Genomic DNA, 22,278 nt, shown 5'->3' with positions numbered 1-22,278 from the left:
CCTGCGGCGAGATCTGGGCGGTTCTGCGCCGCACCCGCGCGGGAATTGCCGGTCACGTCGCCAGATGGCAGGCGACGCTGCGCCCCGGCGCCACGTCGCGCAGCACCGGGCTCTCGACCCGGCAGCGGTCGATCGCCAGCGGACAGCGCGGATGGAAGTGGCAGCCCTTGGGCGGATCGACCGGCGAGGGCGGTTCGCCCTCCTGGAAGGTCATGGCCACCGCCCGGGTCGGGTCGGGCTCGGGCGAGGAGACCTTGAGCAGGCGGGTATAGGGATGGCGCGGATCGACGAAGATCTCCGGCACCGGCCCGGTCTCGACCACCCGGCCGAGATACATCACCACCACCCGCCGGCAGAAATAGCGCACCACCCCGAGGTCGTGGGAGATGAAAACGAAGGCGAGGTGGCGCTCGGCCCGGAGCGTCTCCAGGAGTTTCAGGATCTGCGCCTGGACCGAGACGTCGAGCGCCGACACCGGCTCGTCGGCGAAGATCAGGTCGGGTCCCAGCGCCAACGCCCGGGCGATGCCGATGCGCTGGCGCTGGCCGCCGGAGAACTCGTGCGGATAGCGATCGAGCGCGCTGTTGGGCAGTCCGACCTCGTCGAGCAGACGGGCGACCATCGGCCGCACCGCCGCCCCCGAGGCGAGCCCGTGCACCCGCAGCGGCTCGCCGAGCGCGTCGACGATGCGCTGGCGCCCGTCGAGCGACGACGACGGGTCCTGGAACACCATCTGCATGCGGCGACGGATCGCCCGCATGTCGATCTTGGAGGCCTCGAGCACGTCGGCGCCGTCGAAGTTGACCGAGCCGCCGTCGGCCTCCTGCAGGCGCAGGGCGACGCGGGCGACGGTCGATTTGCCGCAGCCGCTCTCGCCGACCACGCCGACCACCTCGCCGGCGCCGACGGTGAAGGACACGCCGTCGAGCGCCTTGACCACCGAGGTCCGGGCGATCGGCCAGCCGCGCCGCGAGGTGAAGCTCTTGCGCAGGTCGCGGATGTCGAGCAGCGGCGTCGCAGGGATCGCGTTCATGTGTCCATCCTCACCCAGCAGCGCACACGATGATCGGGATCGCCGCCGACCGCGGCGAGCGGCGGCAACAGTGCGCAGCGGTCGATGCGCAGCGGGCAGCGGCTCTGGAAACGGCAGCCGACCGGCATCTCGGTCAGCGTCGGCACCTGACCGGGGATCGGTTGCAGGCCGCCCTCGCCCTCGATGCGTGGCATCGCGGCGAGCAGCGCCGAGGAATAGGGATGGGTCGGCCGTGCGAAGAAGGCGGCGACCGGCGCGCTCTCGACCACGTCGCCGCCGTACATCACCATCACCCGGTCGGCGACCGAGGCGACCACGCCGAGATTGTGGGTGATCAGCAGGACCGCGAGGCCCTCCTTCTCCTGGAGATCGGCGAGCAGCGCCAGCACCTGCGCCTGGATGGTCACGTCGAGCGCGGTGGTCGGCTCGTCGGCGATCAGCACCCGCGGCCGGCAGGCGAGCGCCAGGGCGATCATCACCCGTTGCCGCATGCCGCCGGAGAACTGGTGCGGATAGGCGTCGAGCCGATCGGCCGCCGCCGGCACCCGCACCCGTTCGAGCAGCTCGCAGGCCCGGGCGCGCGCCTGTTTGCGGGTCAGCCCGTGGTGCTGCATCAGCGCCTCGCCGACCTGGAAGCCGATCGGCAGCACCGGATTGAGCGAGGTCATCGGCTCCTGGAAGATCATGCCGATGCGGTCGCCGCGCATCGACTCGCGCTTGGCCTCGGCGGCGGCGGTCATGTCGACGCCGTCGACGACGATCCGGCCCGCGGTCACCGAAGCGACGCCGGCCGGCAACAGCCCCATCACCGACAGCGCCGTCATGCTCTTGCCGCAGCCGGATTCTCCGACCAGCGCCAGCGTCTCGCGCGGCCCGATCGAGAACGAGATGTCGCGCACCACGTCGTGGCGATCGGAGCCGACATGGATCGAGGTGGTGAGATGTTCGACGATCAGCGGCGGACCGTCGGTGGCCGCGGTTGCGGCGGGCGCGGGGATCGCGGTCATTGGGGGGCCCTCGGGTCTGAGGCGTCGCGCAGGCCGTCGCCGATCATGTTGAGACCGATCATCACGGCGAGGATCGCCAAGCTCGGGAACAGCGCCAGCCATGGCCCGTCGAGCAGGTTGTCGAAGCCCTCGCGCACGATGCCGCCCCAGGTGGCGGTCGGCGGCGGCACCGACAGGCCGATGAAGGCCAGCGTCGATTCGGTGCGGATCGCCGAGGCGAGCCACAGCGAGGCCATCACCACCAACTCGTCGAGGATGTTCGGCAGCACGTGCACGAACATGATGCGGAAATCGGAGAAGCCGAGCGAGCGGCAGGCGTCGACGAAGTCGCGCTCGCGCATCGCCAGGGTCGAGCCGCGCGCCATGCGGATGAACGCCGGCACCGCGGTCACCGCGATGGCGATGATCAGGTTGGTCAGCGACGCGCCGAGCACCGCGACCAGCAGCAGTCCCATGATCAACTGCGGGAAGCTCAGCAACACGTCGGTCGCCGCCACCACCAGCCGGTCGACGATGCCGCCGTAATAGCCGGAGATCACGCCGATCACCGTGCCGATCACCACCCCGGCGGCGGTCGCCACGAAGCCGACGTAGAGCGACACCCGCGCCCCCCACAGCACCCGCGACAGCACGTCGCGACCGAAGGCGTCGGTGCCGAACCAATGGACCGAGTCCGGCGTGCCGAGCACCAGGAGCACGTCCTGGGCATCGGGGTCGTAGGGGGCGATCCACGGGGCGCCGAGGGCCGCGGCGATCATCGCCACGACGATCACCGCGCCGAGCACCAGCCCGACGTTGCGCAGGGCCTTGCCGAGCACCGACAGGCGGCGGCGCGGCTGGGGGGCGGGAGGAGCGGCAGCGGTCATTGCGTCTTCACCCGCGGGTCGACGAGGCCATAGGTCAGGTCGGTCAGGATGTTCGCCACCACGATGGCGAAGGCCGAGACCACCATCAGCCCCTGGAGGAGGGTGTAGTCGCGCTGGTTCAGCGCGGTGACGATCAGTTTGCCGATGCCCGGCCGGTTGAACACGATCTCGGTCAGCACCGCATTGCCGATCAGCACCCCGAGATAGAGCCCGACGACGGTGACGATCGGCACCAGCACGTTGCGGAAGGCATGGCGCCACACCACGATCCGGTAGGGCAGGCCCTTCGATCGGGCGGTGCGGACATAGTCCTCGCCCAGCGCCTTGAGCATCCCCGAGCGGGTGACGCGGGTGACATAGGCGACCATCAGCAGGCCGAGATTGACCGACGGCAGCACCAGGGCGCGCAGTCGTTCGAGCGGATCGGCGGCATTGGCCGAGGAGATCACCGGGAACCAGCGCAACTGCACCGAGAACACCATCAGCAGCAGGATGCCCGAGACGAAGGCCGGGAAGGACACGCCGGCCAGCGAGAAGATCCGGGCGAACCAGTCGGCCGGGCCGTCGCGCCGCTCCGCCGCCAGCACCCCGAGGGGGATGCCGATCACCGTGCCGACGATCAGCGAGGCGATGGTCAGTTCGATCGTGTAGGGCAGCACCGCCAGCACGTCGTCGACGATCGGCCGGTTGGTGGCCAAGGACCGGCCGAGGTCGCCGTGCAGGATCTGGCCCATGAAGTCGAAATACTGCGACAGGATCGACTTGCCGAGCCCGAGCCGCTGGCGCAGTTCCATGCGCGAGGCTTCCGAGGCCTGATCGCCGAGGATGATGATCGTCGGGTCGCCGGGGACCACCCGGACCAGCACGAACACGGTGGTCAGCACGGCCCACAGCGTCGGGATCGCCAAGAGCAGCCGTTTGATCACGAATCGCAGCATCGCTGGAGCACCCCGCTCGGTGACGACCTGATCGGAAGGGTTCCGTCGGTGCCGGCCCCGGAGGCCGGCACCGACGGAAGACGGGTCACTTCTTGGTGGTCGCCTCGGTGATCACCGGGCCGAGGTGGATCGCCCCTTCGAAGGTGTAGCCGTAGTCGACGGTGGTCTTGCGCGCCCACACCTGGAGCTGCTCGAACAGCGGCACCGCGCAGACGTCCTCGATGATCTTGGCCTGGGCGGTCTTCCACAGTTCCTTCTGCTTGGCGGCATCGCCCTCGATCGCCGCGGCGTCGATTTCGGCGTCGGCCACCGCGCAGTGGGAGAAGTTGGTCACCGCCGTCGGCTTGCCGACGATCGAGTCCGAATGGAAGAACTGGCGCAGGTAGACGTCGGCGACCGGGAAGCGCGCCGCCGAGTAATAGACCGCACCCGACAGGTCCTTGCGGATCTGCGAATGGAACGACTGATGGTCGACCACTTCGAACTGCAGGTCGATGCCGGCCTTCTTGAGCTGGCTCTGCACGATCTGCATCGAGTTGAGCATGGTCGGTAGGCTGGTCTGGATCACCTTGATCGCCACGCCGTTGGGATAGCCGGCCTCGGTCAGCAGCGCCTTGGCCTTGGCGATGTCGTTCGGGAACAGCTTGGCCTTCTCGTCGGTGCCGAGATACCCGGTCGGCACCACCGAGACGGCGGGAACGGCGGTCGCCGCACCCTTGAAGCCGGCGATCTGCGGCCGGTCGATGGCATAGGCGATCGCCTGACGCACCCGCTTGTCGTCGAGCGGCTTCATGCCCTCGTTGAGATAGAGGGTCGCCAGTTCCGACGGCTTGACCACTTCGACGACCGTGCCGGGCTCCTTGGAGAAGCGCTCGACCCAACGCTGATCCTGGCGGCCGTAGACGATGTCGAGTTCGCCCGAGGAGAAGGCGAGATCGCGCGACGCGTCGGCCGGGATGAAGCGATAGACGATCTTGTCGATCTTCGGCTTGCCGCGGAAGTAATTGGGGTTCGAGATCAGCGTCAGGCTCTCGTTGGACTTGTACTCGACGATCTGGAACGGCCCGGTGCCGACCGGCTTGGTGCGGAAGTCGGCGCCCAGCGCCTCGGCCGCCTTCTTCGAGACGATGTTGCCGCCGTGGTAGTTGGCGACCAGACCGAGCAGCGCCGGGATCGGCTTCTTCAGCACGATCTTGACCGTCACCGGATCGACCGCTTCGATGCTCTCGACCACCGCATAGTCGGGGGCGAAGGCCGAGGTCTTGCCGTCGGCGGCGCGCTTCAGCGAATAGACCACGTCCTCGGCGGTCATCTCGCCCCAGTCGCCGTGGAACTTCACGCCCGAGCGCAGGTGGAAGATCCAGGTCTTGCCGTCGGCGCTCTTGTCCCAGCTGGTGGCGAGGTCGGGCTCCAGCGTCTCGAGGCTGGCCGAGCCGGGCTTGAAGCGCACCAGGCCGTTGAAGATCCACGACACCACCGGCTTGTCCTGGGTAGTGGTGGCGCGATGCGGGTCGATCTGGCCGATGTCGGCGGCCGCCATGCCGATGTTCAGCACGGTTTCGGCGCGCGCCGTGGCGAAGCTCGCCAGCAGTATCGCGGCGGTGGCGAAGATGTGTCGCTTCATCGTGCGGTTCCTCTTTGCTAGGGACGCGACCGGGCCCGGTCGATGGTCTGGTGGAGCGAGCCGCGCCGCGGAGCGCGAAGCTCAGTGTTCGGTGTGAGCGGCCTCCGCGCTGGTCGCTGTGGGCATGTCGCGGAAACGGGTGATCGCGAAAGGCTCGATCGGCGAGGGCGTGCGGCCATCCGTCACCAGTTCGGCGAGGATCAGCCCGATCACCGGCCCGAGCTGGAAGCCGTGGCCGGAGAAGCCGAAGGCGTGGATCAGCCCGGGTGTCGTCGCCGACGGCCCGATCACCGGGATGTGGTCGGGCATCTGGCCGTCGAAGCCCGACCAGGTGCGGATGACGTTGGCCTGGGCGAGGCTCGGCACCAGTTGCAGGGTCCGTCGCATGCCGTCGAGCGACTGCTCGGCGGTCGGCCGGCCGAACCCGAGCTCGACGTCCTGCCAGCCGTGGCCGCCGCCGAAGATCGCATTGCCGCGCCGCGTCTGGCGGATGTAGACGTCGCCGCCGCACACCCCGATCGAGCGCGAGATGAAATAGGGCAAGGGCTCGGTCACCAGCATGTTGGGCGACAGCGGCGTCACCGGCACCGTCTCGCCGAAGGCGGTGGCCAGCAATCCACCCCCGGCCCCGGCGGCGTTGATCAGATGGCGGGCGGTCACCGTCAGCCCTTGCGCCTCGATCTCGAAACCGCGGCCGGTCGCCACCGCACCGGTCACCGGCGTGAATTCGCGGATCTCGGCGCCGAGGCGGCGGGCGAGCCGGGCATAGGCCGGCCCGACCACCCGCGGATTGGCCTGCCCGTCGGTCGGCGACAGCGAGGCGCCGAGCACCTTCTCGCCGAGCCACGGCAGTTCGGCATGGACCGCGTTGGCGCCGAGCATGGTCAGCTCGAGGCCGTACTCCTGCGCGGCGAGCCGGTAGGCTTCGAGATCGGCGAGATCGGCCTCGGAGCGGGCGAGCTTGATGTGGCCGCTGACTTCGAATTCGACGTCCTCGCCGAGCAGGGCGGAGAGGCCGTCCCACAGGGTGCGCGAGCGGCGGGCGAGCGGCAGTTCGCGTAAGTCCCGGCCCTGCTGGCGCACGCCGCCGAAATTGACGCCGGACGCACCGGCGCCGCAGCGACGCTTCTCCAGCACCGCCACCGTCAGGCCGTGGCCCCGGAGTGCGACCGCGGCGGCGCAGGCCGCGGTGCCTCCACCGACGATCGCCACATCGACGTCGAGACGTTCGACCATCACAGCGTCTCCTTGACCGGGATCGGTTTGACCGGCGGATTGCCGCGCAACCGGCCGACCGCCGCCGGCTCGCTCGCCAGCGTCCGCGCCAGGATCTCGGCGGCCGCCTGACCGCACACCCGGCCCTGGCAGCGGCCCATGCCGATGCGGGTGAAGGCCTTGAGGCGGTTCATCTCATGGGCTTCGCGGACCTTCGCGGTGTCGCGCAGGCGACCGACCGTGATGCCCTCGCAGCGGCACACCATCTCGTCGTCCGGCACCGCGTCGAGGAGATGGCCGGGGAAGGGATAGGCCGCTTCGAGCGCCGCGCGGAACCGGCGCTGGCGGGCGAGGCGGCGATCGAGCAGCGCGACGCGGGACGCGTCGACCGGCCGGCCGAGATCGGCGAGCAGCGTCAGCGCGGTGCGTTCGCCGGCCAGCTCCGCGACATCGGCACCGCCGATCGCCGCGCCGTCGCCGGCGAGATAGACGTCGGCCCGGCTCGACCGGCCTTCGGGATCGCGCTCCGGCTGCCACTGGCGGGTGACCGCGTCGAAGGTGAAGCGGCAGCCGGCGAGATCGGCGAGCTGGGCCTCGCTGCGCAGTCCGAAGGACGCGCCGACCGCGTCGCAGGCGACCCGGTGTTCGCGCCCGCGGCCGTCGGTCCACACCAGCGCCTCGACCCGCGCGCCGCCCTCGACCCGCAAGGATTTGACGCCGAATCGGATCGGGTGGCCGGCGAGCGTGATGTGGGCGGTGTACCACAGGCCCTTCAGCAGCGTCGCCGGCTGCCAAGCCAGGCCGAGGCCGTGGCGGATCTTCGGCGCCAGCGGCGTCACGTCGAGGACGGCGGCGATCTCCGCCCCGGCCTTCAGATATTGATGGGCGACCAGCGGCAACAGCGGCCCGGCGCCGACCAGCGCCACCCGGCGGCCGATCGCCACCCCTTGGGCCTTCAGCGCGATCTGCGCCGCGCCGAGGGTGAACACCCCCGGCGTGGTCCAGCCGGCAAAGGGCAGGACGCGGTCCATCGCCCCGGTCGCCAGGATCACCCGGTCGAAGTCGATCTGGTCGAAACTGCCGGCCGACAGCAGGTCGAGACGGTTCTCGAGCAGGCTCCAGGCCAGCGTGTCGGGGCGGTGGTCGACCCGGTCGCCGAGCCGGTCGAGGAGGCGATGCAGGGCCACCGCCTTGGGCGCTTCGAAGCCGTAGAGGTCGCGCGCCGGGCGCTCGGCGCCGACCGGCGGCTGGCGATAGATCTGGCCGCCGGGGCGCGGCGCCTCGTCGATCAGGATCGGCCTGAGGCCGGCCGCGGCCAGGGTCTCGACCGCCCGCAGCCCGGCCGGACCGGCGCCGACCACCACGATCGCCGGATCGCGCTTCGCCACGTCAAGCATCCTGCGGGTCCTCCCCGATGATCACCGCCATGCCGGCTTCGACCGGCGTCGAGCACGAGCGCACCCGGCGGCCGTCGGCGAGCTGGACCCAGCAGTCCTGACAGCCGGCCATCAGGCAGAAGCCGGCGCGCATGCCGGCCGCGAATTCGAAGCGCCGGAGATGGGGGCGATGGGTCAGAATTGCGGTGATCAAGAGATCGCCGGTCTGGGCTTCGACCGGTTCGCCGTCGATGGTGATCGGCACCGGCGGACCGGCGCGCGGCACCAGACGGTGGAACAGGGGCGTAGCGGCGGCGACGGGGTTCTTCACAGCGTGGTCTCGTAGCGGCAGTTGACGAGGAGTTCGGCGACCGAGGCGGTGTTGGGCAGCGCGACCACGGTGGCGACGAGGCGGGCGAGATCTTCGGGCGCGGTCATCGCCGCGGCAGGGATCTCGGTGACGCCGGCGGTGAGGTCGGTGGCGACGTAGCCCGGGCACAGCGCGGTGGCGCGGATGCCGTGCTCGAAGCCGAGCCGGCGCACCGCGTGGGTCAGCCCCACCACCGCGAATTTCGACATCTGGTAACCGGCGTTGAGCCCCAGCACGCGCTTGCCCGACAGCGACGCGACGGTCACCACCCGGCCGGTGCCGCAGGCCTTGAGGGCCGGCAGCGCCGCGCGGATCAGCCGGAACGGCGCCTTGACGTTGATCTCGAACATCGTGTCGAGGTCGTCGTCGGCGCCGTCCTCGAGCCCGACGAAGGGGGCGATGCCGGCATTGGCGACCAGCACGTCGATCCGTCCGAAGCGTGCGAGCGTCGCCGCCACCCAGGCGTCGCCGGCGCCCCGCTCGGCCGCCTCGTAGGGCAGCGCGACCACCGCCGGCCCGTCCTCGGGGAACAGCGCGGCCACCGTCTCGGGCCGCCGCACCCCCAGCGACAGGGCGAAGCCGTCGGCCCGCAGGGCCCGGGCCACCGCCAGGCCGATGCCGCGGTTCGCTCCCGATATCATCGCCACTCTGGTCATTCGATCGACAGCCTCGTAAGGGATTTTTCTGATTTCCGATCAAAAAACGCCGTCTGTCAATTTGATCTCTTGATAAATGGAATTTTGGAGCAAAGAATTCCACTCAATGGAATTTGCTCAAGGAATGAACGGGAGTCGTTTCGGATGAAGAAACAGGCAGACGACCTCGCCGCCCCGACCAGCCTGCAGCGGGGCCTGCGCATCCTGGCGGTGCTCGGCAGTGCTCCGGTCGGCGGCATGCGCCTGTCCGACATCGCCGAGGCCTGTACCGCCAGCGAGGCCACCACCCACCGATTGCTGAAGTCGCTGATCGCCGAGCGCTTCGTCGACCAGACCACCGAGCGCCGCTATCGCCTGTCGCTCGACTTCTTCTCGCTCGCCGCCTGCGCCGCCAATCCGGACAATCTGCGCGACATCTGCCGACCGCATCTGATCCACCTCTCGGCGACCCTCAACGACACGGTGTTCCTCCTGGTGCGCAGCGGCTTCCACGCGGTCTGCGTCGATCGCGCCGAGGGCCCGTTCCCGATCCGCTCCTTCACCGGCGACATCGGCGGCCGCATCCCGCTCGGCATCGGCCAGGGCTCGCTGGTGATTCTGGCGTTCCTGCCCGAGGAGGAGCGCGAGGAGGTGATCCGCTTCAACATCCCGCGGCTGCTCGACATGGGGGCGATGGACGAGGTGGTGCTGCGCACCGAGATCGCCCGCGCCGTGGCCCAGGGCTACAGCGGCGTCGAGACCGGGATCATTCCGGGGATGACCGGCGTCGCCGTGCCGATCTTCGACACCAACGGCCGGGTCGTCGCCGCACTCAGCGTCGGTACGCTCAAGGAACGCCTCGGCCCCGACCGGCGCCCGACGGTGATCGAGCTGCTGCGGCGTGAGGCGGCGATCATCGGTGCGCGGGTCTCGCCCTTCGATCCGGCCCTGCGCCGGCCCGCCCAATATCTCGGCGGCGTCGTCGCTCCGCTCGCCGCGGCGTCGCGGGTCACGCCCGGCGACGTGTCCTGACGCGGGCCTCGGCCGGGCTCAGCCGGCGTGGGCGAGCATGATGCGGAAGCGGTGGACGGCGAAGGCGAGATAGACGACGCCGAGGCCGACCATGATCGCCAGCGGCTGCCAGACGATCTCCAGCGTCGCACCGCGGTAGAGCAGGCCCTGCGCGAACTGGACGTAATAGACCGAGGGCGAGACGTGCATCGCCCATTGCAGCGCCTGCGGCATGCTCTCGAGCGGCGTCATGTTGCCCGACAAGAGCATCATGGTGGTGAACACGGGGATGGCCATCAGCGCGAACTGCGGCATCGACCGCGCCAGGGTGGCGATCAGAATGCCGAGCGAGGTGGTCGAGAACAGGTAGAACACCGTCCCGCACAGGAACAGCGCCCGCGATCCGGCGATCGGCACCCCGAGCCAGCCGCGCACCACCAGTTCCATCGACAGCACCACCGCCAGGAGCAGCACCGCGCCGTTGGCCAGCACCTTGGCCAGCGCGATCTCGAAGGCGCCGACCGGCATCACCAGCAGGTGCTCGATGGTGCCGTGTTCGCGCTCGCGGATCACCGCCGCCCCGACCAGCAGGATCGACAGGATCGTGATCGAATTGGTCAGCTGCATGATCGACGAGAACCAGCGGCCTTCGATGTTCGGATTGAAGCGCACCCGCGAAACCACGGCGATCGGCAACTGCGCCTCGAGCGGCGTGCCCTGGAGATAGGCGGTGGCCTCGCGCAGCAGGATCGACTGGATGTAGGCGGCGCCGTTGCCGGCCTGGACCATCACCGTGGCGTCGATGGTCAGGCCGATCGCCGGCACCCGCCCGCGCAGCACGTCGGCCTCGAAGCCCGGCGGGAACTCCAGCACGAAACCGTAGCGCCCGACGTCCATCGCCCGGTCGACCGTGCCGCGGTCGATCACCTCCGGCGTCTTGAAATAGGGGGCGGCGAAGGCGTCGGTCATCCGCCGCGAGAGCTGCGAGCGATCGTCGTCGACCACGCCCATCGTGGCGTTGACGACCTCCAGCTTGACCCCGTCGGCGACCATGATCACCGCCGCCGAGAAGGCGTAGACGATCAGGAACAGCATCATCGGATCGTGGCGCAGGCTCTGCAGTTCCTTGATCGCCAGCCGGAAGACGTTCAGGAAAAAGCGCCCCATGTCACTTCTCCTGCTTGGCGAGCAGCGCGCAGGCGCCGCCGATGAACACGAGCGCGAAGCCCGCCAGCGCCAGATCGCAGGTCAGGAGATCGAGCGCGCCGACCCCCTTGGCGAAGCTGCCGAGGGCGATGGTCTGGAACCACGCCGCCGGGAACAGCAGCCCGACCCAGCGGGTGACGCCCTCGATCGACGACATCGGATTGATGAAGCCCGAGAAGTTGATGGTCGGCACCACGCACAGGATTGCCGTCGCCATGATCGCCGCCACCTGGGTGCGCACCAGGGTAGAGACGAGCAGGCCGAAGCCGGTCGCCGCCATCACGTAGAGCGCCGCCCCGATCGTCAGGGCCACGAAGGAGCCCTGGAAATGCACCCCGAAGAACAGCCGCGCGAAGGCGAACAGCACCCCGAAGCTGATCATCGCCACGACGACATAAGGGATCTGCTTGCCGACCATGAAGGCGAACACCGGCGCCGGTGACGCCTGGAAATTGGCGATCGAGCCGATCTCGCGTTCGCGCGCCACCCCGACCGCGGTCATCACCGCCGGGATCAGCACCAGGAGCAGCATGATCACCCCCGGGGTGATCGCGTCGAGCGACAGGAAGGCCTGATTGTAGGCGAAGCGCGGGCGCAGATCGAAGGGCATCAGCGCCGGCACCCCGGTCGGCCCGAGGACGTCGCCGGCCCGCTCGGTCGCCCAGGCGAGCACCACCCCCTGGACATAGGCCTTGACCGTCTCGGCGCGGAAGGTGTTGGCGCCGTCGATCCACACCGACACTTCCGGCCGGCGTCCGCCGATCAGATCGGCGCCGAACCCCGGCGGGATGCCGAGCACCAGCCGCAACTCGCCCGACACCAGCCGGCGGTCGACCTCGCGGTCGTCGGCGATCGGCGCCTGCGCCGCGAAATAGCGCGAGCCGGAGAAGGCGTCGATCAGCCGACCGCTCTCGATCGAGCGGTCGCGATCGAACACCGCATAGGGCAGGTTCTCGACGTCGAAGGAGATGCCGTAGCCGAACAGCACGAACAAGAGCAGCGAGCCGAGGATCGCGAAGGACAGCCGGACCGGATCGCGCAGCAGCTCGAGCCCCTCGCGCCGCGCGAAGGCCCAGGTGGTCGCCAGCGTGTCGACCCCGCCGGCGGCGGTGGTCGCCGGCGCCTCGGCGGCGGGCGCGCCGGCGATCGCCGGTGCGGCCGCCTTGGGGCCGGCGGCCGCGGCTTCCGCGGTCTCGAGGCTGGAGATGAAGGCCTCTTCGAGTGTGGCGGCACCGGCGGCGCGCACCAGTTCGGCCGGCGGCCCGACCGCCAGCACGCGGCCGAGATGCATCAGCGAGATGCGGTCGCAGCGCTCGGCCTCGTTCATGAAATGGGTCGAGACGAAGATCGTCACCCCGTCGCGGCGCGACAATTCGGCGAGGAAGCGCCAGAAGTCGTCGCGGGCCTGAGGGTCGACCCCCGAGGTCGGCTCGTCGAGGATCAGCACCTCGGGGCGATGGAGGCAGGCCGCGGCCAGCTGCAGGCGCTGGCGCACCCCGAGCGGCAGGGCGGTCGGATAGGCGTCTGCGACCTCGGCGAGCCCGAAGCGGGCGAGGCTCTCGTCGACCCGCGGCGTCACCGCCGCCTCGGCCAGACGATAGAGCCGGGCGTGCAGCACCAGATTGGCCCGCACCGTCAGTTCCTCGTAGAGCGAGAAGCTCTGCGACACGTAGCCGACCCGCAGCCGCACGGTGATGTCGTCGGCGTCGACCGGCACGCCGAGCAAGGTGGCGCTGCCCTCGCTCGCCGGCAGGAGGCCGGTCAGCATCTTCATGGTGGTGGTCTTGCCGCAGCCGTTGGAGCCGAGGAAGCCGAAGATCTCGCCCTTGCCGATCCGGAACGAGACGTGGTCGACCGCGGTGAAGGCGCCGAAGCGGCGGGTCAGGTCATGGGCCTCGATTGCCGGCGCGGCGTCGTTGGCCACCCGCGGCGGCATCACGAAGGCCGGCGGCAGGGCTTCGCCGGGCGCCCGCCCGAGCCGGCGATAGGCGTCGTCGAGGGTCGCTTCGCCGGTCTTCGCCAGGATCTCGGCGACCGTGCCGTCGGCGACCACCCGGCCGGCGTCGAGGGCGATCACCCGGCCGAAGCGCCCCGCCTCGTCGATATAGGCGGTGGCGACGATCACCGTCATGGTCGGGCGCGAGCGGTGGATGTCGTCGATCAGGTCCCAGAACTGCCGCCGCGACAGGGGGTCGACGCCGGTGGTCGGCTCGTCGAGGACCAGCAGGTCGGGGTCGTGGACCAGGGCGCAGCACAGCGACAATTTCTGCTTCATGCCGCCGGACAGTTGCCCGGCCGGCCGGTCGGCGAAAGGATCGAGCCCGGTGGCGGCGAGCAGCCGCGTCAGCCGGGCGGCCCGCGCGGCGGCGTCGAGGCCGAACAGCCGGGCATGGAAGTCGACGTTCTCGGCCACCGTCAGCGCCGGGTAGAGATTGCGGCCGAGGCCCTGCGGCATGTAGGCGATGCGGGCCGCGACCCCGTCGCGCACCCGGCGTTCGCGCATCGAGCCGCCGAACACCGCGATCTCGCCGCTCTGGATCGCCCGAACCCCGGTGATCAGCCCGAGCAGTGTCGACTTGCCGACCCCGTCGGGGCCGATCAGCGCCGTCGACGATCCGGTGGCGAAGGCGAGCGTGACCTCGGCGAGCGCCGTGCCGGCGCCGTAGCGATGTCCGAGCGCCGTCACCGCGACGGCCGTGGCGGCCGCGCCGGTGCGGCGCTCGCTCATGGCGCGCCCTCGCCGGGTTTGGGCAGCCGGACCTCGAGTGCCGCCGGCCAAGTCGCCCCGGGCTCGGTCAGGAGATGGACGTCGCCGGTCAGGCCGGATTTGACATAGGCCCGGTGGGCGTCGAGCACCGCCGGATCGATCCGCACCTTGACCCGGTACATCAGCTTGTCGCGCTCTTCCGCCGTCTCGACGCTCTTCGGCGTGAACTGGGCTTCCGCCGCGACGAAGGACACCGTCGCCGGGACCACCCAGGTCTTGGCGGCGTCCAGCACGATGCGCGCCGGCGCGCCGAGCGAGACGCGGCCGACCAGCCGGGTCGGCAGGAAGATGGTCATGGTGACGTCGGAGAGGTCGAGCAGCGTGGCGACCTTGCCGCCGGCGCCGATCACCGCGCCGGGATCGACCAGCTTGTATTCGACCCGGCCGGCGGTCGGCGCCTTCAGGGTCATGTCGTCGATCGACACCTGGATCAGGTCGACCTGAGCGCTGGCGGCGTCGCGGGCGGCCATGGCGTCGGCGACCGCGGCGCGGGCCGCGTCGACCGTGGCGGCGGCGACGTCGCGCTGGGCCTTGCGCTGATCGAGCAGCGACTGCGGACTGACCGCCTTGTCGAGCAGTTCCGCCGAGCGGCGCATCTCGACCTCGGCCAGCGCCAGCTGCGCCATGGCCGCGGCGACGTCGGAGACGGCTTTGGCGATGCCGGCGGTGGCGCGGGCGACGGTGGCGCGCGCCGCGGCGCGCTGGGCCAGGAGGTCGGCGGTATCGAGCACCGCGACGACCTCGCCGGCGGCGACCAGATCGCCCTCCTTGACGCGGATCTCGGCGACGCGGCCGGGGAGCTTGGTGGCGACGTCGATGCGTTCGACCTCGACCCGTCCGTTGGCCGCGGCGACGCCGGGCGGCAGCGCCGGGGGTCGCAGCACGGTCCAGGTGATCCAACCGCCGACGGCGAGCACCGCGGCGACACCCGCGACGACGACGAATTTCGGCTTGTTCATCGCGGCGCCTCTTCGAGATTGCCGGCGGGATGACGACGACCCGATCCTAGTCCAGGTCGCCCCTCGCAGGCAGGGGACACATTACGTAAGGGATCGGTCACCCGTCGACCGCGGCGGCGCATCCGACGCCGCCGGTGCCGCCGGAACGGCCGTTCGATCAGTCGCGCAACCTAGGGCTCGGCCTCGGCGGTCGGCAGGCTCGGAATGTACTCGAGCTCCACCGCGACCGGGCGCGCCGGCACCGGCCCTCAGGCCGAGACCGCCTCGCGGATCGCCGAGCGGTGCAACATGCCGAACAGATCGCGCGGTTCGTCGGGATCGGCGAGCAGATCGAGGTCCTCGTGGAAGCCGCCGAGCGCCAGTTTCGAGCGCACATAGCGCAGCGCCGCGAAGTCCTCGATGGCGAAGCCGACCGAATCGAACAGCGTCACCCGGTCGACCGAGCGCCGCCCTGCCACCTCGCCGGCGATCACCCGCCACAGTTCCGTGACCGGATGGTCGGGGGGAAGCTGCTGGATCTCGCCTTCGATGCGGGTCTGCGGCGGATATTCGACGAAGATGTCGGAGCGCAGCAGGATGTCGCGATGGAGCTCGGTCTTGCCCGGGCAATCGCCGCCGACCGCGTTGATGTGCTGACCGGCACCGACCAGATTGTCGGTGAGGATGGTCGCGCATTGTTTGTCGGCGGTCACCGTGGTGACGATGTCGGCGCCCTCGACCGCCGTCGCCACGTCGGCGCAGATCGTCGCGGCGATGCCGTGGCGGGCGAGGTTGGCGGCGCATTTGGCGCTCGCCCAGGCGTCGATGTCGTAGAGCCGCACCCGCTCGATGCCGACGAGCGCCTTGAACGCCACCGCCTGGAACTCCGATTGCGCGCCGTTGCCGATGATCGCCATGTTGCGCGAGTTGGGTCGGGCGAGGTGGCGGGCGGCGACGGCGGAGGTCGCGGCGGTGCGGAGCGCGGTCAGGATCGTCATCTCGCACAAGAGGTCGGGATAGCCGGTGGCGACGTCGGCGAGCAGGCCGAAGGCGGTCACCGTCTGGCGACCCTCGCGCATGTTCTTCGGATGACCGTTGACGTATTTGAAGCCGTAGGTGGTGCCGTCGCTGGTCGGCATCAGTTCGATCACCCCGTCGATCGAATGGGAGGCGAGCCGCGGCGTCTTCTCGAAGGCCGGCCAGCGGCGGAAATCGTCCTCGACGAACCCCGCGAGCTCGGTCAGGAAGCGTTCGACGCCGATCGCGTTGACCAGCCGCATCATGTTGTGGACGCTGACGAAGGGCACCAGGTTGAGGGGGCGACGGGTCATGACCAACTCCGGGTCGGACGATCGAGGATGCGCCGGCCCATCAGGCTGGCGATCAGATCGACCAGCAGCAGGGCGGTGCGGCCGCGATCGTCGAGGAAGGGATTGAGTTCGACCACGTCGAGGCTGCGCACCCGGCCGCAGTCGTGCAGCATCTCCATCACCAGATGGGCCTCGCGGAAGGTCGCCCCGCCCGGCACCGTGGTGCCGACCCCCGGGGCGATCTCGGGATCGAGAAAATCGACGTCGAAGCTGACGTGGAGGATCCCGTCGCGTGCTTCGACCTCGCGCAAGAAGGCGCCGACCAGCCGGCCGATGCCGGTCTCGTCGATGGCGCGCATGTCGTGGACGGTGATGCGCCCCGCCTCCAACGCCGCCCGCTCGGCCGGATCGACGCTGCGCAGGCCCACCATGCAGACGTTCTCCGGCTTCACCGGCGCGGCGAGCGGCGGGAAGAAGCCCTCGAAGCCCGGCCGGCCGGTGACATAGGCCATCGGCACGCCGTGCAGATTGCCGCTCTCGGTCGACTCGAGGGTGTGGAAGTCGGGATGGGCGTCGAGCCACAGCACGAACAACTCGCGGCCGTCCTCGATCGCCCGGCGGTTGATCCCGGCGATCGAGCCGGCCGACAGACTGTGGTCGCCACCGAGGAAGATCGGCATGCCCTGGCCGGCGGCCGCATAGGCGGTCGCCTCGATCAGTTCGGTCCAGGCGGCGATCTCGGCGAGGTCGCGGATCGCCGCATTGGGATGGGCGCGCGGCGCCACCGGGCCGATCGCCAGGGCGCCGGCGTCGCGCACCGCGAGGCCGAGGTCGCTCAGCGTCTCGGCGAGGCGGGCGCAGCGGAAGGCTCGCGCCCCCATGTCGGCGCCGCGCCGTCCGGTGCCGGCTTCGACCGGCGCGCCGATCAGGATGCAGGTGTCGATCATCTCGGGTCCTCGCCGCTCAGGGACCCTCAGGCTAACCGTCATCAGTGGCGGAATGAACGGATCATATTGGCAAAAAGCGCGAAAGGACTTATCGATATGGTCGATTTGCCTGATCGGAGCGCTCTCCATGGACGATCTCGACCGCCGTCTGGTGTCCATCCTGCGCCATGACGGGCGCCGCAGCATTTCCGATCTCGCCCTCGAGCTCGGCCTGTCGCGGGCGACCGTCCGCGCCCGCCTCGAGCGGCTGGAGGCGAGCGGCACCATCCTCGGCTACACCGTGGTGCTCCGGGCCGATGCGGTGGCGCTGCCGGTGCGCGGCCTGACCATGATCGAGGTCGAGGGCCGCATGCTCGACAAGGTGATCGACGGTCTGGTCGGTTTTCCCGAGATCGGGGCGATCCACACCACCAACGGCCGCTGGGATCTGGTGGTCGAACTGTCGGCCCAGAGCCTGACCGATCTCGACGCGGTACTGCGGCGCCTGCGTCTGGTGCCGGGCATCACCGCCTCGGAGACCACGCTGCTGCTCGCCACCCCGCGCAGCACCCGCGCGCGGCTGTGAGCGGGGAGGGGGGCGTCGTCGCCCCCGTCACCCTTCGCGGCCGGTCATCACCATGTGCGCCAGCCGGTCGGCGTCGACGCCGTCGATGCCGCGATCGATCACCTTGCGCCCGCCCTTGAGCACCGCCACCCGCGTCGCCACGGCGCAGACGTCGGCCATGTTGTGCGAGATCAGCACCACCGTCCGGCCCTCGGCGTGCAGGCGGCGGATCAGGTCGAGCACCAGCCGCGTCTCCTGGACGCCGAGTGCCGCGGTCGGTTCGTCCATGATGATCATCCGCGCGTCCCAGCGCAGCGCCCGCGACAGCGCCACCGCCTGACGCTGGCCGCCCGACAGCCGCTCGACCGGCGTATCGGCGTCGGCGACGTTGACCGACAGGCGGGTGAGCAAGGCCCCGGCCTCACGCCGCATCCGCCGCTTGTCGAGCAGGTGCAGGCCGGGCAGCCCGGGGATGGTCCGCGTCAGTTCCGAGCCGAGAAAGATGTTCTCGGTGATCGACAGCCGCGGCGCCACCGCGAGGTCCTGATAGATCGTCGCGATGCCCTTCTGCAGCGCGTCGCCGGGTGAGGCGAAGTGCACCGGCTCGCCCTTCAGCCGGATCTCGCCGCCGCTCGGCGGATGGGCGCCGGCGAGGATCTTGACCAGACTCGACTTGCCCGCCCCGTTGTCGCCGACCAGCGCCAGCACGTCGCCCGCATGGACGTCGAGGTCGACGCCCTTCAGCGCCTCGACCGGTCCATAGGACTTGGTGACGCCGGTGAGCGACAGGAACGGGGCGGTGTCGGCCATCACGGCTTGAGGAACTGCGCGACGTTGACGGCGTCGACCAGGGTCGCGTCCATGAACAGGTAGGGTCCGGCGGTGATCGCCGCCTTGGCCTCCTTCTTGACGACGATACGGTCGAGCGCCTCGACCGCCCCGCTGCCCATCGCCTCGAAGGGGATCGCCACGGTGGCCATCAGCAGCGAGTCCGGATCGGCGATGCGGCGGAAGGTCTCGGCGCCGCCGTCGATCGACACGAACTTGATCTGGCCCTTCTTCACCCCTTGCGCCTTGAGGATGTCGTCGATGACGAAGGCCTGACCGTCGAACGAGGCCCAAAGTCCGTCGATCTCGGTGCCGTGCTGGAGCAGCTGCGTCTGCATCCCCTGGCGGACGTCGTCGCGCCACGACTGAGTGCGGGCCATGGCGTGGCTGCCGACCACCTTGACTCCGGTGTTCTCGGCGAGCACCGCATCGAGCACCCGGCCGCGGATGCGCGTGCCGACGTTGCCGTCGAAGCGTTCGGTGAGGATCTTGCCCTGGAAGCCCATCTGGCCGAGCAGCCACAGCGCGGCCTCGGCGCCGACCTTGTACTCGTTGGCCTCGATGTCGAACAGGATGTGCGGCGAGGCGCCGGACATCACCATCACCACCGGAATGCCGGCGTCCTTGGCCTTCTTCAGCTGCTCCTCGGCCTCGACCGGCTTGCCCATCGCCACGATGATCGCCGAAGGCTTGGACTGGATCAGCGTCTCGAGCTGTTCGGCGTGCTTGGGCAGCGAGCCCTCGGAGTTGAGGATCGTCGTCGACCAGCCCTTGGCCTTGCCGGCCGCGGCGGCGGCATTGGCCACCCGCGCATGGGTCTCCGACGACATCTGGAAGGCGACGACCGCCAGTTCGAAGCCGGCGGCCGCCGCGGCGGTGCCGGCCAAGCCGACGGTCGACAGCGCCAGGGCGCCTCCCACCAGGTCGCGACGCGTGATCTCGTTCATGGGCGTAGTTCTCCGACTCACGAAGGCCGTTTGAAATTCAGTTTCTCGACGAAGGCCGCCCGCCCGAGGGCACCGGCCGACAGGGCGACCGAGGCGACGATGACCAGACCCAGCACGATGTCCTGAACGTAATAGGCGGCGCCGACCAAGACGAGTCCATTACCGAGCGCCTTCAGCGAGAAGGCGGCGACCAACGTGCCCGGCACGTTGGGCCGCCCCGGCTCGAACATCGTCATGCCGAGCAGAACCGCGGCGATGGCGTAGAGAAAATGGTCGCCGGCCATGTTCGGCGCCGCCGACGACAGGCTGGCGGCGAGCAGAACGCCGGTCAGACCGGCGCCGAGGCCGCACATCGTCAGGCCCGCCCGCTTCATGCGACCCGTCGCCACGCCCGCCAGCCGCGCCGCTTCTTCCGCCTCGCCGGTGGCCCGCAAGTGAGCGCCGATCCGCGTCCAGTCGAGCAGGACCCAGCAGGCCGCCGCCGTTCCCGCCAGCCACCAGGCGAGATTCGACAGGCCGAAGATCGAGCCGCGGGCGAGCCCGGTGAAGCTCACCGGCCAGCGCCCGACGAAGGCCACGCCCTGGGTGATCATGAAGCCGAGGCCCTTGGCGATCGCCGCCATGCCGAGCGTGGCGATCAGCGACGGCACCCGCAGCCGGGTGACCACCAGCCCGTTGGCCGCGCCGCAGACGAGCCCGGTCGAGAGCCCCGCGGCGACGGCGACCGTCGCACCGAAGCCGGCATGGACCAGCGCCCCGGTCACCACCGCCGACAGGCTGGCGACCTCGGCGATCGACAGATCGAGCTCGGCGGTGACCAGCGCCAGCGTGAAGCCGAGCGACAGGATGCCGAGAAACGCCGTCTCCTTGAGGATGATCGCGAAATTGGCCGGGGTCAGGAACACCGGTTTCAGAAGCGCGAAGACCACGACGACGGCGAGGCCGGCGAGCGCCGTGCCATAGGTCGCCAGGAAGGGTCGCAGCGCGGTCATGCGGTCGGTCACCGGGTCGATGGGGCCTCGGTCGGATGCCGGTCGCGCCCGGTCTGGGCGCGCCGTCGCCGAGGCGCGGGCGGGCGGCCGCGAAACTCGCATCGCGGGATCGTCGGCGCAAGCCCTCGCCGCCGTCGATCCCGCTCGGGCAGGGCAGACGCGCGATCGCTCAGCCGCTCGCCGACGGGTCGCGGTCGATCGCCGCCAGCCGCCGGGAGACGTCGGCGACGAAGCCCTGGGACTCGCGGAAGATCGCGTGGAGCCGATCGGCGCGGCGCGCGGCGGCGGGATCGGGGCGGAACCGCTCGAAGGCGAGCCCCGCGCCGTCGATCGCCGCGGCGAGATCGGGCGCCAGCCCGAGCCCGACCTGCGCCACGGCGAAACAACCGGCGAGCCCGGTCTGGCGCTGCGGCATGGCGACGATCTCGCGCCCGATCCCGTCGGCGCGGATCTGGTTCCACACCGAACTGGCCGCCCCGCCGCCGCCGAGCCGCACTTCGCTCGCCCGTCGCCCCACCGCCGCTTCGGCGCGCTCGAGCACCAGGCGGGCGTGGAACGCCACCCCCTCCATCACCGCCCGCACCAGATCCGCCGGACCGTGGCCGGCGCCGAGGCCGAGGAAGGCGGCGCGCAGATCGCCGTCCCAGAACGGCGTCCGTTCGCCGACGAGATAGGGCAGGAACAGCAGCGGCGCGGCGTGGCGCGGGCCTGCCAGCAACCCCGCGAGTTTCGCCTCGAAGGGCAGGTCCGAGCGGTCGAGACGGTCGACGATCCAGGCGAGCGCATTGGCGCCGTTGAGCCCCGGCCCGCCGATCTGCCACAGCCCATCGCCCCACGGCAGGGTCAAGAGCCCCTCGGCTTCCGCCGCGTGGTCGGCGATCAGGCCGAACACTTCCGACGATCCCGAGATGCCGTAGGCCCGCCCCGGTGCCAGCGCCCCCAGCCCCGCCGCCGCCGCCCAGCTGTCGTTGGCGCCGCAGAACACCGGCACGCCGGCGAGCCGCGCCATGACCGGATCGTCGCTTGGTCTCACCCGCCCGACGATCGCGTGCGGGGCGAACAGCGGCGGCAGAGCCGGCGGCCGGATCCCGGCGAGTGCGGCGAGCGAGTCCGACCCGCCGGCGGTCGCCATCGCCATCCAGTGCTGCGAGACGGCGTCCGAAGCGACGCGGCCGGTCAGGCGGAAGTTGAGATGATCCTTCGGCTCGACGACCCAGGCGACCTTCGACCACACCTCGGGCTCGTGGGCGGCGACCCACAGCAGACGCGCCAGCGGATGGAACACGTTGAAGGGGCGCGCCGCCGGATGCGCCGCGAACTCCGGCCGGGCCAGCGCCGCCGCGACCTCCGCCCCCGCCCGGGCGTCGCGAAAGCCGATCGCCGGGCGCACCACACAGCCCTCCGCGTCGAGCAGCACCTGGGTGCGGGTGAAGCCGCAGATCGCGATGCCGCTCACCCGATCGAAGTCCGGCCCGGCGGCCGCGGCGATCTCGGAGAGCGCCTGCCGCGCCCCCGCCCACCACACCGCCGGATCCTGCTCGGAGATCCCCTCGCGCGGTTCGTCGAAGGCCATCGGCACCGAAGCGGTCGCCTGCAGGGTGCCGTCGGGCGCGAACAATCCGGCCTTGAGGCCCGATCCGCCGAGATCGAGGGTGAGTATCCTGTCCGTCGGCACGTCGGCCTCCCCGCGGGTCGGCCCGCGCGCCGCCCGGCCGGACCATACG

At 70.5% G+C, this 22,278-nt stretch carries 20 protein-coding genes; 2 read left to right on the top strand and 18 right to left on the bottom strand.

Going from position 1 to position 22,278, the window contains the following annotated elements; genetic code table 11:
- Window positions 1-52: 52 nt before the first annotated feature.
- The 9 genes from EYW49_RS06575 to EYW49_RS06535 form a co-directional block, all read right to left on the bottom strand.
- Window positions 53-1,033 carry an ABC transporter ATP-binding protein gene (locus EYW49_RS06575; RefSeq protein ID WP_131307438.1) on the bottom strand — a complete coding sequence of 327 codons (981 nt, stop codon included), beginning with the start codon at window positions 1,031-1,033 and terminating at the stop codon, window positions 53-55.
- Complete coding sequence (locus EYW49_RS06570) at window positions 1,030-2,040, bottom strand: ABC transporter ATP-binding protein (protein WP_131307436.1); 1,011 nt, start codon at window positions 2,038-2,040, stop codon at window positions 1,030-1,032. Before EYW49_RS06570 ends, EYW49_RS06575 begins: the two co-directional genes overlap by 4 nt.
- On the bottom strand, window positions 2,037-2,906 hold the full coding sequence (locus EYW49_RS06565) for an ABC transporter permease (RefSeq protein ID WP_131307434.1): 870 nt from the start codon (window positions 2,904-2,906) through the stop codon (window positions 2,037-2,039). Before EYW49_RS06565 ends, EYW49_RS06570 begins: the two co-directional genes overlap by 4 nt.
- On the bottom strand, window positions 2,903-3,844 hold the full coding sequence (locus tag EYW49_RS06560) for an ABC transporter permease (protein WP_131307432.1): 942 nt from the start codon (window positions 3,842-3,844) through the stop codon (window positions 2,903-2,905). The genes EYW49_RS06565 and EYW49_RS06560 overlap by 4 nt, the downstream gene beginning before the upstream one ends.
- 85 nt (window positions 3,845-3,929) lie before the next feature.
- On the bottom strand, window positions 3,930-5,468 hold the full coding sequence (locus EYW49_RS06555; protein WP_131307430.1) for an ABC transporter substrate-binding protein: 1,539 nt from the start codon (window positions 5,466-5,468) through the stop codon (window positions 3,930-3,932).
- Between the two features lie 81 nt (window positions 5,469-5,549).
- The gene (locus tag EYW49_RS06550; protein WP_131307428.1) at window positions 5,550-6,704 is read right to left on the bottom strand and encodes an NAD(P)/FAD-dependent oxidoreductase; all 1,155 of its coding nucleotides are present in this window, start codon (window positions 6,702-6,704) and stop codon (window positions 5,550-5,552) included.
- A complete protein-coding gene (locus tag EYW49_RS06545) occupies window positions 6,704-8,080 on the bottom strand; it encodes an FAD/NAD(P)-dependent oxidoreductase (protein WP_131307426.1) in 1,377 nt (458 codons plus the stop codon). Before EYW49_RS06545 ends, EYW49_RS06550 begins: the two co-directional genes overlap by 1 nt.
- Window positions 8,073-8,390: a (2Fe-2S)-binding protein gene (locus tag EYW49_RS06540; RefSeq protein ID WP_323052981.1), complete on the bottom strand. Its 318-nt coding sequence runs from the start codon at window positions 8,388-8,390 to the stop codon at window positions 8,073-8,075. The genes EYW49_RS06545 and EYW49_RS06540 overlap by 8 nt, the downstream gene beginning before the upstream one ends.
- On the bottom strand, window positions 8,387-9,070 hold the full coding sequence (locus EYW49_RS06535) for an SDR family NAD(P)-dependent oxidoreductase (RefSeq protein ID WP_206365402.1): 684 nt from the start codon (window positions 9,068-9,070) through the stop codon (window positions 8,387-8,389). Before EYW49_RS06535 ends, EYW49_RS06540 begins: the two co-directional genes overlap by 4 nt.
- A 159-nt stretch (window positions 9,071-9,229) precedes the next feature.
- Between EYW49_RS06535 and EYW49_RS06530 the strand changes: the two genes are divergently transcribed.
- Window positions 9,230-10,096, top strand: a complete 867-nt coding sequence (locus EYW49_RS06530) for an IclR family transcriptional regulator (RefSeq protein WP_131307422.1) — start codon at window positions 9,230-9,232, stop codon at window positions 10,094-10,096.
- Between the two features lie 18 nt (window positions 10,097-10,114).
- Here EYW49_RS06530 and EYW49_RS06525 read toward each other — a convergent pair whose 3' ends face one another.
- The 5 genes from EYW49_RS06525 to rocF form a co-directional block, all read right to left on the bottom strand.
- On the bottom strand, window positions 10,115-11,242 hold the full coding sequence (locus EYW49_RS06525; protein WP_131307420.1) for an ABC transporter permease: 1,128 nt from the start codon (window positions 11,240-11,242) through the stop codon (window positions 10,115-10,117).
- 1 nt (window position 11,243) lies between these two features.
- On the bottom strand, window positions 11,244-14,009 hold the full coding sequence (gene rbbA / locus EYW49_RS06520; RefSeq protein WP_131307418.1) for a ribosome-associated ATPase/putative transporter RbbA: 2,766 nt from the start codon (window positions 14,007-14,009) through the stop codon (window positions 11,244-11,246).
- Complete coding sequence (locus tag EYW49_RS06515) at window positions 14,006-15,007, bottom strand: HlyD family secretion protein (protein WP_131307416.1); 1,002 nt, start codon at window positions 15,005-15,007, stop codon at window positions 14,006-14,008. Before EYW49_RS06515 ends, rbbA begins: the two co-directional genes overlap by 4 nt.
- A gap of 248 nt (window positions 15,008-15,255) precedes the next feature.
- Window positions 15,256-16,317 (bottom strand): ornithine cyclodeaminase, encoded by a 1,062-nt coding sequence (locus EYW49_RS06510; RefSeq protein WP_131307414.1) that lies wholly within the window; start codon window positions 16,315-16,317, stop codon window positions 15,256-15,258.
- The gene (rocF, locus tag EYW49_RS06505; protein WP_131307412.1) at window positions 16,314-17,243 is read right to left on the bottom strand and encodes an arginase; all 930 of its coding nucleotides are present in this window, start codon (window positions 17,241-17,243) and stop codon (window positions 16,314-16,316) included. The genes EYW49_RS06510 and rocF overlap by 4 nt, the downstream gene beginning before the upstream one ends.
- Window positions 17,244-17,370: 127 nt before the next feature.
- Between rocF and EYW49_RS06500 the strand changes: the two genes are divergently transcribed.
- Entirely contained in the window at window positions 17,371-17,808 is a 438-nt protein-coding gene (locus EYW49_RS06500) for an Lrp/AsnC family transcriptional regulator (RefSeq protein WP_131307410.1), read from the top strand.
- Window positions 17,809-17,835: 27 nt separating this feature from the next.
- On the opposite strand, the gene EYW49_RS06495 is transcribed toward EYW49_RS06500, so the two are convergent.
- The 4 genes from EYW49_RS06495 to EYW49_RS06480 all read right to left on the bottom strand — a co-directional run bounded on the left by EYW49_RS06495 (window position 17,836) and on the right by EYW49_RS06480 (window position 22,229).
- A complete protein-coding gene (locus EYW49_RS06495) occupies window positions 17,836-18,597 on the bottom strand; it encodes an ATP-binding cassette domain-containing protein (RefSeq protein WP_131307408.1) in 762 nt (253 codons plus the stop codon).
- Window positions 18,597-19,562, bottom strand: a complete 966-nt coding sequence (locus EYW49_RS06490; RefSeq protein ID WP_131307406.1) for a sugar ABC transporter substrate-binding protein — start codon at window positions 19,560-19,562, stop codon at window positions 18,597-18,599. The genes EYW49_RS06495 and EYW49_RS06490 overlap by 1 nt, the downstream gene beginning before the upstream one ends.
- A 17-nt stretch (window positions 19,563-19,579) precedes the next feature.
- Window positions 19,580-20,554 (bottom strand): ABC transporter permease, encoded by a 975-nt coding sequence (locus tag EYW49_RS06485; RefSeq protein ID WP_131307404.1) that lies wholly within the window; start codon window positions 20,552-20,554, stop codon window positions 19,580-19,582.
- Window positions 20,555-20,723: 169 nt separating this feature from the next.
- Window positions 20,724-22,229 carry a xylulokinase gene (locus EYW49_RS06480; protein ID WP_165498154.1) on the bottom strand — a complete coding sequence of 502 codons (1,506 nt, stop codon included), beginning with the start codon at window positions 22,227-22,229 and terminating at the stop codon, window positions 20,724-20,726.
- Between the last annotated feature and the right edge of the window lie 49 nt (window positions 22,230-22,278).

This window comes from Siculibacillus lacustris, assembly GCF_004328075.1.
Lineage (GTDB): Bacteria > Pseudomonadota > Alphaproteobacteria > Rhizobiales > Ancalomicrobiaceae > Siculibacillus > Siculibacillus lacustris.
This window is presented reverse-complemented; position numbering and strand designations above follow the sequence as displayed.